The sequence below is a fragment of the Cohnella hashimotonis genome (genome assembly GCF_030014955.1).
Taxonomy (GTDB): domain Bacteria; phylum Bacillota; class Bacilli; order Paenibacillales; family Paenibacillaceae; genus Cohnella; species Cohnella hashimotonis.
In genome coordinates this window covers 6,480,964-6,495,208 of the sequence record NZ_JAGRPV010000001.1, presented here as the reverse complement: position 1 = coordinate 6,495,208, position 14,245 = coordinate 6,480,964, and the positions used below count along the sequence as shown (strand labels likewise).

The following is a 14,245-nucleotide window of genomic DNA, read 5'->3' as shown; positions in this document are numbered from 1 at the left end:
CGGGAGGCTCGCGCAAGCATGTTGAAGACAAAGAAAAGAACGAAAAGAACGGCTGTCGGCATCGGCGTCATGGCGTTTATGCTGCTCGCGGCAGGATGCGGGGGGAACGATAGCGGCAACAAGACCGCGGACAAGACGGAAGGGCAGCCTACTTCCGCGGCAACGGCGAGCGACAAGGGAGACGCTAAAAGCACGGAGCAAGCGAAGGCGCTCAAGGACCTGAAGATCACCCGCCTCTATCACGGGGCGATGGAGACGTTCAAGGGCGCCGACACGATCAACAGCAACCGGCTGATCGACAAGCTGCGGGAGGCATCCGGCTTCAACATCCAATACGAAGCGCTCCCGCTCGAGAATCCGTCCCAGAAAATCTCGATCATCTTCGCTTCCGGCGACGTGCCCGATATTATGACGATCGCCGGCAAATCCGACTACTTCAAGCTGGCCAAGCAGGGCGCGCTTGAACCGCTCGACGATCTGATCGCCAAGGAGATGCCGAACGTCTCCAACATGGCCGGCCAGGAAGCGCTGGACGCCGTCAAGTTCGACGGCAAGATTTACGCGATTCCGTATCGCCAAGCCCAGAAGGTCGGCAACGGCCTGCTGGCGCGAACTGATGTCTTGAAGGAGCTTGGCCTCAAGGAGCCGGGGACGCTCGACGAGTTTTACGAGACGATGAAGACGATCAAGGAGAAGAAAAACATCGCGCCGCTGTCGATCGCGACGTCCAATCCCGGCTACTTCTTCGACGGCTTCACGCCTTTCGCCGCCGCCTTCGGCGTCGCCACGCCGACGAAGATCAAGGATGGCAAGCTGGTGTTCTCGTGGGTGCAGCCGGAGTACAAGGAATTTTTGGAGACGATGAAGAAATGGTATGACGAAGGCCTGCTCGACCAGGAATTCGCGATCAAGAAGGGCACGCAGGACACGCTTATCAACGGCACGGCCGTCTTTACCCCGATGTACTGGGGGAGCGTACCCGAGATCGACAATGCGCTGAAGGAGAAGAAAGAAGGCGGGACCGTCGGCTTTATCGCGCCGCCGGTCGGCAAGAACGGGGAGTCCGGCCTGCAGGACAGCTCGATTTCCACGACCTACATCATCATCCCGAAGCAGGCGAAGAACAAGCTCGGCGCCGCGCAGTATCTGAATTTCCTGTACACGCCGGAGACCGACGAGCTCGTCAATTACGGCATCGAAGGCACCGACTACACGAAGAAGGACGGCGTCATCACGCAAACGCCGGAGCAAAGCGCCAACATCCCATGGCGTTCGATCTACCCGCTCGGCGACACGGACGCCGGGTTCGCGGCGCGGCTGAAGGCCAAGGGACTGCTGCCGTACTACGAGCCGCTGCTCCAATACAAGAAGCTGCGCGAAGAAACGAACTACGCGCCGTCCGTCGAAGCTTACGACGCCAAGTTCACGGAGCTGCGCAACTACATGGAGGAGAATTCCATGAAGTTCATCATGGGCAAGCGCAGCTTGTCGGAGTTCGACAGCTACGTGAAGGACTTCAACGCCAAGGGCGGGCAGGACGCGATCGATGCGATGAACGCGTGGTTTGCGAGTAAGTAATCAAGAGGTGTCTTAAAAGATTCCCGGCGTGTTGATTCATGGCGCGCCCTGCTTAGAGGCTCTGTATGGAGCCTCTTTGTATTTGTTGGAGGCGCGGTCCTGCCGTGTGCTCGCTTGCGCAGCCGCCACCGTGCCCGTCTGCCGCTCGTGCTATATTCCTATCATCTCGCTGACCCGCACCCCCGTCGCTCACATGATGCTGTAGAATAGCGCAAAATTGCGCTACTCTCGACCAACTTCCCCGGTCCGCTTCCCCGCCGCGCGCATGATGCTCTAGCATAGCGCAAAATTGCGCTATACTCGACCAACTTCCCCGGCCCGCTTCCCCGCCGCTCGCGCGATACTGTAGCATAGCGCAAAATTGCGCTATTCTCGACCAACTTCCCCGGCTCGCTTCTCCGCCGCGCGCATGATGCTCTAGCATAGCGAAAAATTGCGCTATACTCGACCAACTTCCCCGGCCCGCTTCCCCGCCGCGCGCATGATGCTCTAGCATAGCGCAAAATTGCGCTATACTCGACCAACTTCCCGGCCCGTTTCCCCGCCGCGCGCATGATGCTCTAGCATAGCGCAAAATTGCGCTATTCTCGACCAACTTCCCGGCCCGTTTCCCCGCCGCGCGCATGATGCTCTAGCATAGCGCAAAATTGCGCTATACTCGACCAACTTCCCCGGCCCGCTTCCCCGCCGCGCGCATGATGCTCTAGCATAGCGCAAAATTGCGCTATACTCGACCAACTTCCCGGCCCGTTTCCCCGCCGCTCGCATGATGCTCTAGCATAGCGCAAAATTGCAAAATTGCGCTATTCTCGTACCCACGCCAACGCTTTGGCCCAAGCCAGCTCACATGAACGCAGGTTGGGCAGCGATAGCCGGAAAAGCGAAGAGCCGCCCCGTCAGCTCATGACTTTTGGGGCAGCTCCTCTTGATGGTTGGCGATTCAATCTTGTAGCTTACAAAGCGCCGACCTTAAAAGCTCAGCGCCGCCTCGCGAGCCTTCGCGATCGCGCCGGCTTTGATGTCCTGCGCCTTGTCGGACTGCGCGGCCATGCCTTCCACGTAGACGGCCTCGAAGCTCGGGACGCCCAGGAATTTCAGGACCGCCTCGAGATGGCGATGCGCCATTTCAAAGTCCGCGTATGCGCCCTCGGACAGCACGCTGCCGCTGGCCTGGATCTGGAACGCTTTTTTCTTCGCGAGCAATCCGACGGGACCGTCGGACGTGTAGCGGAACGTCTTGCCGGCGACGAAAACGGCGTCGATATAAGCTTTGAGCACCGGCGGGTAGGAGAAGTTCCAGACCGGGTTAACGAAGATATATTTATCCGCGTCCAGAAACTGCTCGACCAGCTCGTCGAGGCGGCCGACCTTGGCCTGCTCGGGCGGGGACAATTGACTAAAGGCATGGCCTGCGTGCAATTTGGACCGGGCGCCGAAAACTTCTCCGTCCAGGAACGGAATATCCGCCTGGAACAGGTCGATGTGGACGATCTCGTCGTTAGGATTTGCTTCGCGGTATGCTTCTACGAATGCCTTGCCGACGGAGAGGCTATAGGAATTTTCGTCTTCGCTCGGATTGGCGGTAATATATAATACTTTGTTCATGAGATTCACGTCCTTCTAAGGGAGTATGATTACGGGATGACGGACATAGAACGACGGTCGTTTTCGTTTTGTGACAGAGAGCATATGAAGCTGGCGCGAGGAAAGACTACGCGTGACCGTAGGCGGAAAATTCGGCGAATCCTGTCACAAAGCAAGCGCCTGCCTCGTTTTATTGACAGGCGGACTCTGCGCCGAAGCCCATACGAATGGAAGTGGAGACATCCATGCAAGAGCAACTATATACGAAATATAAAGCGTTGCTGTTCAAGCTTGCCTATCAGCTGACAGGATCGGTATCCGACGCGGAGGACGCGGTGCAGGACGTGTTCATCAAGATCGCGGACGTGCCGCCCGAACGGCTGGCCGAGCCGAAGGCTTATCTATGCAAAATGGTGACGAACCGCTGCAAGGATCTGCTCAAATCCGCGCTCAGGAAGCGCGAGGAATATTTCGGCGAGTGGCTGCCTGAGCCGTTCCCCAGCTCGGACGACGACGCGATGGAATCGGTCGTTCGCGAGGATCTGCTCACGTATGGCATGATCGTCCTGCTGGAGCGGCTGTCGCCGTCGGAGCGCATCGTGTTCGTTCTCCGCGAGGCGCTCGGGTTTGAGTACAAGGAGATTGCACAGCTCATCGAGAAAAGCGAACCGAACTGCCGCAAGCTGTTCAGCCGCGCGAGCGCGAAGATGGGACTGTCGGATGAGGAAGAGCTTGCGCAGCCCGAAGCGGAGCAGCAACAGTGGGTGAACGGCTTTTTGGACGCGCTCAAGGCCGGCAACGTCAATCGCGTGCTGACGATGCTCGATCCGGACGTCGTACTCGTCGCGGACGGAGGGGGCAAGGTGCTCGCCGCCGCCCAACCTATCGTATCCCGCGACCTCGTGGCGAAGTTCCTGCTCGGTCCGGTGCTTCAATCCGCGATGGTTGGCAGCGAAGCGCTGATGGAAATGGGGCATATGAACGGACAGCCGGGCTTCGTTATCCGGTCGAAGACGGGCGACATCCTGACCCTCGGGCTGCTGCGCGTAGAGGGGAATCTCATTCGGGAGCTCTATCTGATTCGGAATCCGGACAAGCTCCGGCATGTGGCGCAAGGCGGATTTTCGGAGGAAATCGGATTGTTCGAGCGCTTGGATTAAGGCAGCGCGGTCGGCCTGACGACGATCTCGTTCACGGATACATCATCCGGCTCGTTAAGGGCGAACGCGATTGCTCTGGCGATCGCATACGGAGAGATGCCCATGCCGGCGATCTGATTGGTCATCGCCTTGGTCTCGGGACTGCCGATCGAGTGAAGCAGCTCCGTCTCCGTCAAGCCTGGAGAAACGATGGTCGAACGGATGCCGGAAGCGGGTGATTCTTCCTGCCGCAGCCCCTCCGAGATCGCCCGGACGGCGAACTTGGTCGCGCTATAAACGGCGGATGTCGGATTGACGTGATAGCCTGCAACCGAGGAGAGATTGACGATGTGCCCCGAGCGCTGTTCTCTCATGACGGGCAGCACCGCCGCGATGCCATATAGCACGCCTTTGACGTTGACGTCGATCATGCGGTCCCATTCGTCGACCCGCAGCTCGCTGAGCCGGGAGGCTGGCATGACGCCCGCATTGTTGACAAGCGCGTCGATGCGGCCGTAATGCTTCAGCGCGAAGTCCGCGAGCTTTTGCATATCGTCGTACGAGGCGACATCGGCTTGAATCGACACCGCTTGTCCGCCGTCCTGCCGAATCTTTTCGGCGATGGCCTGTAGCCGGTCTTGCCTTCTGGCTGCCAGCACGACCTTGGCGCCTTGCTGCGCAAGCAGTTTGGCGGTCGCTTCCCCAATTCCGCTGGAAGCGCCTGTGATGACGACGACTTTATCGTTTACGTTTGACATGGAATCCACTCCTCTTTATTTTAATCAACAACAGTCGCATATCTGACTATCGTTAACTATTATTATAAAGAGAAGCGCTGGCCGTTCAATCGTTAATCCATGCCGTTTTGTACGATATCCGACGTTCGCGGGCGCATTGTCTAATATCTCATGGGCGACGTAGCGGGCATTGCGGTCAAATGACGTATTTTTCGAACAACTCGCCGACCTGCCTGGCTGCGAGCTCTGCGGGCAGCGGCATCCGGTTCAGGATCCACCATTCCGCGGTACCGACGAAGGCGGAGGCCAAGAAGCGGGACACCAGCTCCAAGTCCATGTGCTGCCGGGTCGCATGAGCGCCGATTTTCGCCTTCGTGTCGTCCGCGATGCTCTCGAGCAGGCGATCGCGGAAGACGGACGTTTTCTGATTGGACAGCATCGTATAGAAAAAAGAGAAATTCGCTTCGAAGTAGGAAAACATCGGTTTGAGATCGTCGATCGGATTGACGTCCTCGGCGGCGCAGGCGGCGAGCATTTTGTCGAGATGGTCTTTGATGCACTGGTCGAGCAGGTCGTATTTGTCCGCATAGTGAAGGTAAAGGGTGCCCCGGTTGACGTTGGCTCTGTCGGCGATATCGTTGATCGTAATATGGTCGAGGTCCTTTTCCGACACGAGCGCAAGGAACGCCTTCGTAATGGCGTCCCGGGTGCGCAGGATTCGTCTGTCCACCTTAGCCGGCTTCTCCATTTTCGCACGATCTCCTCTGCGCAGTTTTGCTAATAGAATATCATGTACATCGGTTGAATAATCAACTTTTGTTCATGATATGTGGCAGCTGCAAAAGGGGAGGGTTGCTGTAAGCGAGATATGCGTGGTTGGAGCGACGCTGTCGGCGGCTGAAGGAGGAACAGGTTACTGTAACTTCAAAATCTGAGTCTAGTGCGGCGATGAAACCCGACTCCGGTGCTCCGGCGCGGCATAAGTTTAATAACGAGCAAAAGGTACAGTTCCCTGAACGTTCCAAGGGACTGTACCTTTTGTAGTTAACGCGTCCGACTTAGCTCAAGCCCGCCTTCGCCAATCCGAACGCCGCGTCCGCCGAGCCCGGCACGGTTTTAAAGGCGACATTGATCCGGTTCCACGCATTGATCGCCATGACGGAGAACGTCAGGTCTGACAGCTCTTTTTCTGAGAATTGTCCGCGAACGCGCTCGTACACGTCGTCCGGCACGCCATGCTCCGGCAGTTTGGTCAGGATCTCGGTCCATGCCAATGCGGCGCGTTCGCGGGGGCTGAACAAAGTCGATTCGCGCCAGATCGGCAGATGATACAGGCGCAGCTCGCTCTCGCCATTGATCTTCGCCTGCTTGACGTGCATGTCCAGGCAGAATCCGCAGCCGTTGATCTGGGACGCGCGGATGTGAACGAGATCGAGAATTTTCAGTTCGACGGAGCTGTTGTGCTCCGCATTGCTGAATTCCATCATTTTCTTGAAAAACTCTGGCGATTGCGCCATGTAATTGATTCGTTGCGTCATAAGGGTATGGGCCTCCTCGGAAATGTTGTTTTTGTTCTGCATGCATATGACGACTAAGCTGCGGATTCTGTGACAGGGATTTTCGTGCAGGAAAACAAGAGATAGTTACTTCGAGCGGCGGTGGCGAAGAGACGCTGTGGAACGTTACTTGGGCGGATGTGCCTGGTGACGGAGGCGAAGAGACGCTGTGGAACGTTACTTGGGTGGATACGCCAGGTGGCGCGGGCGAAGAGACGCTGTGGAGCGTTACTTGGGTGGATATGCCAGGTGGCGCGGGCGAAGAGACGCTGTGGAGCGTTACTTGGGTGGATACGCCAGGTGGCGCGGGCGAAGAGACGCTGTGGAACGTTACTTAGGTGGATACGCCAGGTGGCGCGGGCGAAGAGACGCTTTGGAACGTTACTTGGGCGGATGTGCCAGGTGGCGCGGGCGAAGAGACGCTGTGGAACGTTACTTGGACGAATATCCGAGCGGCGGTGGCAAGGAGGCGCTGTAGAACGTTATTTGGGCGGATGTGCCGAGCGGCGGGGGAACGCGCAAAAAAAACGGCAGCCCGGGAGGGCTGCCGCCAACGATTTACTTCGCGCCGATTTATTTCGTGCCGGTGAAGTGGTACATGCCGCCTTCCGGCTGGGGAAGGTCCTGCCAGGTGCGGCCTTCGCCGTTGAACTGGGGCAGCCAGGGAGCCAGCGCCTCCAGCATCTCGTCGACCATGCGCCACACCTGCTCGGTGCTGCAGACGGCGGCCGTGAGCGGGTCGTGCAGCACGGCCAGCTTCACGAGCTCGCGATTGCCGGTCAGCGCGGCTTCGACGGCCATCTCCTGCACGCTGATGCTGGCGCGGCAGGTGGCGGCGCAGGCCATCGGGAGGTCGCCGATGTACGTCGGCGCGATGCCGTTGCGATCCACGTAGCACGGAATCTCGATCGTGGCGCCGTCCGGCAGGTTCGTGATCATGCCGCGGTTCTCGATGTTGAAGTTGCCGCGGTACGTCTTGCCCGTCTCCAGCGCCTCTATGATGTACGAGCCGTGCTCCTCCGAGCGCTGTCCGAGCGGGATGGACGCGATCTCGCCGCTCAGCATCTTCGGGTACATCTCTTTATAGTCGACGAAGCGCGTCAGGCAGTGCTCCAGATAACCCGCCGTAACCCCGCCGATCCATTCCTTATCGTTGATCCACTTGGACATGTCGGCGGATTTCTTGCGGTACCAAGGCAGATACTCGCTCAAATGACCGTTCGACTCCGTCGAGTAGTAGCCGAACCTGCGCAGCACGTCGATGCGGCACGGCTCTCTTTGCGGCAGCGTCGGGTGGTTCTCGAACGCTTCGAGCAGATGCGGCGTCAGATCCTTGCCCTTGTGCGAAATGTTGATGAACCAGGTCTGGTGGTTGATGCCCGCGCAGATCTGGTCGATCTCGTCCTGCGGCAGGTTAAACGCTTCTGCAATCTGCTCGTGTCCGTGCTGTACGCCGTGGCATAGACCGACGACCCGGACGCCGCCGGCGCGCCGGACGGCCCACGTATTCATCGCCATCGGGTTGGAATAGTTGAGCAGCAGCGCGTTCGGCGCGACCTCCCGCATGTCCTTCGCGATGTCGAGCAGCACCGGGATCGTGCGCAGCGCGAAGAACACGCCGCCCGGGCCGAGCGTATCGCCGACGCATTGCTCGACGCCGTACTTGAGCGGGATCTCGATGTCGTGGCGGTACGCCTCGAGCCCGCCGACGCGAGCGAGGCAGATGACGTAGTCGGCGTCCCTGATCGCTTCACGCTGGCTGGTCGTCGGCACGATTTTTACGTCCGTCAGGCCGTTCGTCTCGAGCATGCGCTCGCTCAGCTTGGTGACCATCTCCAGCGTCTCCGGATCGATGTCCATGAGCCGGAATTCGGTATCGCGGAATTCGGGCACCGCCATCAAGTCCATGATCAGCCTGCGGGTGAAGTTAATGCTTCCGGCCCCGATCATTGCGATTTTTAACATTTTATATCGACCTCCGTATGAAATAATTGCGCATTACTTCCTCTCGGTTAATATCATAGATTCCTGATATAAGAGGCGTAAATAGCATAATATTTTCACCGGATTGATAAAATATTGCGCCGTTCGCAAACGGTGTGTCAGTCGATAAAAATGTGATGCTCGGGGATGTCGTCTGTGCTGTCGCGGAACTGCTGGGGCGACGCGCCCATCAGCTTGCGGAACACTTTGCCAAAATAGCTGCTGTTGTCAAAGCCCGTTGCCGCAGCGATGGCCGCGATGGGCTGGTTGGTCTGCCGGAGGAGCCGGGAAGCCGCTTCGATCCGGATTTTGGTCAAATGATGGATCGGCGTGATCCCGGTATGCTTCACGAAAAGCCTGCAAAAGTGGTACTTGGACATGCCGGCTTCGGCGGCGATCTGCTCCAGCGTCAGGAAACGGTGGTATTGCGCGTCCATGAACTTCAAGGCCGCGGCTACCGAATCCGGAACGGGACGGCCGGCGTCCGGCCTGCCGTCGACGGCGCGCAGACACGCGACGATCCATTCGTACAGACGGACGGACAGCTCGTACTTGTCGAGCCCCGTTTTCGCCTGCGCGTTCTCCATCATCTCCCACAGCATGGCGATCGGCTGCGCGTTCGGCTTGAAGGAGACGACCGGTCCGTCTTTCGCGACGATATCGTTCCAGTAGCCGCCGACATGCCGGCCCGCCGCCGTCAAAAATATAAATTCCCAGGGCTCGCCGCCCGCATCCGGGCTGTAATAATACTCATGATTGTCCGGCACGGTGACGAAAAAGCCGTGATGCTTCGGGATGCGATAATGCTTGCCCCCGATCGTCAGATTGCCTTCGCCCGACAAGGTATATTGGAACAGCGCGAACTTGTCTCCCCGCGTCCGCCCGTTCCAGCGGTAGCTGTCGCTCACGGCGCTCTCCCAGCCGATCGTCCGAATCGCCATCAAGGCGTCCGTCGGCTCCGCATACCGGAATCCAAAGTTGGTCCTGAGCAATATAATGCGACCCCCATCTCAATTATTTGCGATTGAAGTAAGGTTAAATATGGCCTACATTCAAAATTATCAACGCAATATTTGCAAATATTGTACTATGCGGGAAAGGGGCGATGGAAGATGCCGACGATCGATATGCCGCTCGAGCAGCTAAGTATGTATACAGGGAGGAATCCGAAGCCCGCCGACTTCGACGCTTATTGGGAGCGGGCGCTCGCGGAGATGAAGGGGATCGACCCGGCGCTGGAGATCGTAGAGAGCGACTTCAAGGTTCCGGGCGCGGATTGCTTGCATCTTTACTTCACCGGCGTAGGCGGCGCGCGCATTCATGCCAAGTACGTCCGGCCGAAAAACGTCCAAGAGCCTCATCCGGCGGTGCTGCAATTCCACGGCTACGCGCATCATTCGGGCGACTGGATCGACAAGCTTGGCTATGCGGCGGCGGGCTTTTCCGTGCTGGCGATGGACTGCCGCGGGCAGGGCGGCAGCTCCGAAGACAAGGGCGGAACCAAGGGGACCACGTTCAGGGGGCATATCGTCCGTGGGCTCGACGACCATCCGGACCGGCTGCTGTTCCGCGATATTTTCCTCGACGCGGCGCAGCTGGCCGGCATCGCGATGTCGCTGCCGGAGGTGGACGCCGCCAGGGTGGGCGCGATCGGAGGCTCGCAGGGCGGCGGGCTCGCGCTGGCCTGCGCGGCGCTCGAGCCGCGCATCCGGCGCGCGGCGCCGAGCGTTCCGTTCCTGTGCGATTACAGGCGCGTATGGGAGATGGATCTGGCGAGAGACGCCTACGAGGAGCTGCGAACCTATTTTCGCCTGTTCGACCCTCAGCATAAGCGCGAGGAAGAGATTTTCGGGCGGCTGGGCTATATTGACGTGCAGCATCTGGCGGACCGGATCCGGGGAGACGTCATGATAGGTGTAGGTCTGCTGGACACCGTATGTCCGCCGTCCACGCAGTTCGCGGCCTACAACAAGATCGTCGCGGAGAAGCGGCTGGAAATTTATCACGATTACGTGCACGAACGGCTGGCCGACTTCGAGGACAAGGCGCTGCAATTCATGCTGGGCATGTAGCGCGGGAGGGGGCGGGGCGCGCAGCGGTACGAAGAGGAGCGACGCCGCCCCTCTTTTTTGTTATTCTGTTGTTGAAGCGGCAGGCCGGCGATGTCCCCGGCCCTGCCAGATCGCGGCGGAGGGTTGTCATGGGAACATTTTTGAAAGCGCTAACAATTTATCCCAAGCTCGTGTTGTCCTTTTTGCTCATGATCATCCCCATCTATCTGTCCAGCCTGCTCATGAACCAGTCGGGACATGATGTCGTCAAAAAGCAGATTTCGGCTTCGATGGCGTCGCGCGTCCATTTTTACCTGTCGTCTCTGGAGACGGAGCTGGCCCGGCTCCGCCGTCTTCAGATGGAGTACGTGAGCGACGACGATCTGCTCAGCCTGGGCACGGCGGTCTCCCGGATGAACGACTTCGAGCGCTCGCGTACCATTCTGTCGGTGAAGAGCAAGTTGTATCTTCTCAAGAGCTCCAGCCCTTTCGTGGAAAACGTAAAGCTGTACGTTCCGGCGCTGGGACGCAGCATTATGGCCAACAATTACGACGACGCGATTCCGGAGGCGGAGCTTGAGGCCATGCTCGAGCCGCGGAACATGAGCTCGCCCGTCTTCGGCTTCCGGGACCGGCTGCTGCTGAGCGGCGTGTATCCGGACGCGATCTACGTGAACCGCCAGCCGGTGCTGGCCATCGAGATCGAGCTGTCCAAGGCGGAGATCGTCCGCACGCTTTCGTCCATGGCGAACGGGGAGCAGGGCGGCGCGGTGTGGTTGAGCGCCGACGGCACTTGGGACGTGGCATCGGGCCTTCAGCCGACGGTGCTGTCCGAGTTGACGGGGGCGATCAGGACCAAGCGGGCGGACGACCGCGCCGCCGCGCCCGGTCAGTTCACGATGAAGACGGAGGCCGGGTCCTTTTTCGTCGCCCACGAATATTCCTCGGTTATCGACTCGACGCTTGCGGTGCTTGTGCCGGCGGAGAAGGTGATGCAGCCGCTCAACCGCCATCGCGATTGGATCTGGCTGCTCTCGCTCATCGCGCTGGTGCTTGTCGTCGTTTTCTCCTACTGGATTCACCAGCTCATCCACAAGCCGATCAAGCGGCTGGTCGTCTCCTTCCGCAAGGTGGAGAAGGGCGACCTCGGCGTCCGGGTTTATCATCGCAACCAGGACGAGTTCCATTACCTGTACAACCAGTTCAACCACATGCTCGGGCGGATCGAGACGCTCATCGGCGAGGTGTACGAGCAGCAGATCCGGTCGCAGCGCTCCGAGCTCAAGCAGCTGCAATCGCAGATCAATCCCCACTTTTTCTACAACAGCTTCTTTATCCTCCAGGGACTGGTGCAGATGCGAGAGCATGAGCTGGCTGACAAGATGTTCCGTCATCTGGGCAGCTACTTCCAGTTCATCACGCGAAACGGGGCGGAGACGGTCACGCTCGAGCAGGAGATGAAGCACGCAAGCTCGTACGTGGAAATTCAGAAGTTCCGGTTCTCGGGAACGATCGAGGTGGAGCAGGAGGAGCTGCCCGCCGAATGGGCGCAAACGCAAGTGCCGCGCCTCATCGTACAGCCGCTGATCGAGAACGCCTATTTGCATGGGCTCGAAAACAAGACCGGCGACGGTCGGCTGCGGATCGGCTTCCGGGAGGAACCGGACGGCCGGCTGCGCATCGAGATCGAAGATAACGGCGAGGAGCTGGACGAGCTTCGGCTGGAGCGGCTGCGCGAGTCGATCTCCGCGGCGGACCGGGCGATCGAGACGACAGGTCTGCTGAACATTCATCGCAGGCTGCAGCTCAAGTTCGGACCGGACTGCGGACTGTCGCTGTCGCGCAGCGCGCTCGGCGGGCTGAAGGCGGAGCTGTCGATACGAAAAGACAAGGGGGAAGCGGCATGATTCGATTGCTGATCGTGGACAACGAGCGCTGGATCGTCGACAGTCTGCTGGACCTGTTCGGACGCCCGGGCAAGCTCGAGCTGGAGACGTTCGGCGCGTATTCCGCCCATGAGGCGCTTGATCTGCTCGGCCGGATGAAGATCGATGTCGTGCTGTCCGACATCCGGATGCCGGGCATGGACGGGCTGGCGCTGCAGCGGGAGATCGTCAGGCAGTGGCCGTGGTGCAAGATCATCTTCCTGAGCGGCTACGACGACTTCGACTATATCCAGCAAGCGCTGCGGGGCGGCGGGGTCGACTACCTGCTCAAGACGGAGGGGCACGAGGCGGTCGTCGCGGCCGTGGAGCGGGCGGCGGCGCAGCTGTACGAGGCGGTGGAGTCGCGTCAGCTGATCCTCAGCGCGGAGCGTCAGATGCGGCTGGCCAGGCCGCTGCTCGTAAACGAATACATGCTGGCGCTGGCCGGCGGCGACCCGGAGGCGCTGCGCAAGCGCCATACCCGGCTCGGAGAGCTCGGACTGCCGCTGGACGGCGGCGCGGAGACGCTGCTCGTCCTCGGGCGCGTGGACGATTGGCGCGACGGCTTCAGCGGCGGGGACAAGCATCTGATGCTGTACGCCATCGCGAACATCGCCGAGGAATACTTCGCCAAGAACCTGTTCTGCGCGACCGTGAGCTTCGAGCAGAACAAGCTGCTGTGGTTCGTTCAGTCGAAGCCGGAGCCGGAGACGGAGCAGGACGTCGCGTCCGGCGGTCGGCCGCAAGCGAGTGAGGACGCGCGCAAGCGTCTCGTCCGGTTCGTCCAGGGGACGATCGAGACGATCCAGGGGGCGTGCAAGCAAATGCTGCAGCTAAGCGTTTCCTTCGCGGCTGCGGACGAGCCGAAGGACTGGGAGCGGATCCCCGGGCAGTTCCACGCGCTTAAGCGTCTTCTCGGCCGCGGCCTGGGCCTGGGTCAGGAACTGATCCTGCTGGATCGAGCGGCTCAGGACGTCGCCGGCGAGCAGCCGGACGTCCGGACGCACGAGACGCGCAGCCGGCTCGAGAGGGTCGGTACGCTGACGGCTTACTTGGAGAACGGCGAGAGCGAGCGGTTTTTTGCGGAGTATGCGCGGCTGATGGCGCTGGGAGCGGTGGAGGAGCAGCGTGCCGAGCTGCTGAGGCTGGAGATCTACTATTCGCTCGTCCCGATCTTCCTGTCGGAGATCAATCGCTGGGGCATCCAGGAGGAGCTGAGCGAGACGGTCGATCTCGGCAGGCTGACCCGCTACGACGCCCATCCGTCCTGGCACGCGGCGGAGGAATACTTCGCGGAGTTGGCCGAGCGCCTGTTCGCGCTCAAGCGCGCCGAACGTTCGGACCGAGAGGACGACCTGATCCGCCACGTGCGGCGCTATGTGGAGCACAATCTGGCGGGCGACCTGTCGCTCACCCGCATCGGTGAAGTCGTCGGCTACAATCCGTATTACCTAACGCGTCTGTACAAGCAACTGACCGGCGAGGGGCTGACGGATTATATCGCCGCCACCCGTCTGGCGCGGGCGCAGAAGCTGCTCGCGGGCAATCAGTTGACCGTCCAGGACATCTCGAGGGCCGTCGGATTTATGACGGAGCAGTCCTTTTACCGCTTCTTTAAGAAAGAGATGGGCCTGACGCCCCAGGAGTACAAAGAGCGGTCGGCGATATCCAAAACGGATCGTTAAATATGAA

The 14,245-nt window shown here is 59.7% G+C and carries 12 protein-coding genes; 6 read left to right on the top strand and 6 right to left on the bottom strand.

Annotation, left to right across the window (positions count from 1 at the left end):
• Positions 1–18 precede the first annotated feature (18 nt).
• Positions 19–1,578, top strand: coding sequence for an extracellular solute-binding protein (locus KB449_RS25925; RefSeq protein ID WP_282911135.1), 1,560 nt, complete (start codon positions 19–21; stop codon positions 1,576–1,578).
• A 969-nt stretch (positions 1,579–2,547) separates the two neighbouring features.
• On the opposite strand, the gene KB449_RS25920 is transcribed toward KB449_RS25925, so the two are convergent.
• On the bottom strand, positions 2,548–3,183 hold the full coding sequence (locus KB449_RS25920) for an NAD(P)H-dependent oxidoreductase (RefSeq protein ID WP_282911134.1): 636 nt from the start codon (positions 3,181–3,183) through the stop codon (positions 2,548–2,550).
• A gap of 224 nt (positions 3,184–3,407) precedes the next feature.
• Here KB449_RS25920 and sigJ point away from each other — a divergent pair, with 224 nt between their 5' ends.
• Positions 3,408–4,322: an RNA polymerase sigma factor SigJ gene (gene sigJ / locus KB449_RS25915; protein ID WP_282911133.1), complete on the top strand. Its 915-nt coding sequence runs from the start codon at positions 3,408–3,410 to the stop codon at positions 4,320–4,322.
• Here the strand turns inward: sigJ and KB449_RS25910 are convergent.
• The 3 genes from KB449_RS25910 to KB449_RS25900 form a co-directional block, all read right to left on the bottom strand.
• The gene (locus tag KB449_RS25910; protein WP_282911132.1) at positions 4,319–5,059 is read right to left on the bottom strand and encodes an SDR family oxidoreductase; all 741 of its coding nucleotides are present in this window, start codon (positions 5,057–5,059) and stop codon (positions 4,319–4,321) included. The two genes, sigJ and KB449_RS25910, sit on opposite strands and share 4 nt — an antisense overlap.
• A 175-nt stretch (positions 5,060–5,234) precedes the next feature.
• Entirely contained in the window at positions 5,235–5,786 is a 552-nt protein-coding gene (locus tag KB449_RS25905) for a TetR/AcrR family transcriptional regulator (protein WP_282911131.1), read from the bottom strand.
• A gap of 310 nt (positions 5,787–6,096) precedes the next feature.
• Positions 6,097–6,576, bottom strand: a complete 480-nt coding sequence (locus KB449_RS25900; RefSeq protein ID WP_282911130.1) for a carboxymuconolactone decarboxylase family protein — start codon at positions 6,574–6,576, stop codon at positions 6,097–6,099.
• 158 nt (positions 6,577–6,734) lie between these two features.
• On the opposite strand from KB449_RS25900, the gene KB449_RS25895 reads away from it, so the two are divergent.
• Complete coding sequence (locus KB449_RS25895) at positions 6,735–6,932, top strand: hypothetical protein (RefSeq protein ID WP_282911129.1); 198 nt, start codon at positions 6,735–6,737, stop codon at positions 6,930–6,932.
• A gap of 235 nt (positions 6,933–7,167) precedes the next feature.
• Here the strand turns inward: KB449_RS25895 and melA are convergent, their stop codons facing one another.
• Together melA and KB449_RS25885 are read right to left on the bottom strand one after the other, a co-directional pair.
• Positions 7,168–8,559, bottom strand: a complete 1,392-nt coding sequence (melA, locus tag KB449_RS25890) for an alpha-glucosidase/alpha-galactosidase (protein WP_282911128.1) — start codon at positions 8,557–8,559, stop codon at positions 7,168–7,170.
• Between the two features lie 137 nt (positions 8,560–8,696).
• Positions 8,697–9,569 (bottom strand): AraC family transcriptional regulator, encoded by an 873-nt coding sequence (locus tag KB449_RS25885; RefSeq protein WP_282911127.1) that lies wholly within the window; start codon positions 9,567–9,569, stop codon positions 8,697–8,699.
• 120 nt (positions 9,570–9,689) lie between these two features.
• Between KB449_RS25885 and KB449_RS25880 the strand changes: the two genes are divergently transcribed.
• The 3 genes from KB449_RS25880 (at position 9,690) to KB449_RS25870 (ending at position 14,238) form a co-directional block, all read left to right on the top strand.
• Positions 9,690–10,649, top strand: coding sequence for an alpha/beta fold hydrolase (locus tag KB449_RS25880; protein ID WP_282911126.1), 960 nt, complete (start codon positions 9,690–9,692; stop codon positions 10,647–10,649).
• Positions 10,650–10,777: 128 nt separating this feature from the next.
• Complete coding sequence (locus tag KB449_RS25875; protein ID WP_282911125.1) at positions 10,778–12,535, top strand: sensor histidine kinase; 1,758 nt, start codon at positions 10,778–10,780, stop codon at positions 12,533–12,535.
• Positions 12,532–14,238, top strand: a complete 1,707-nt coding sequence (locus tag KB449_RS25870) for a response regulator (RefSeq protein ID WP_282911124.1) — start codon at positions 12,532–12,534, stop codon at positions 14,236–14,238. Before KB449_RS25875 ends, KB449_RS25870 begins: the two co-directional genes overlap by 4 nt.
• Positions 14,239–14,245: the final 7 nt, after the last annotated feature.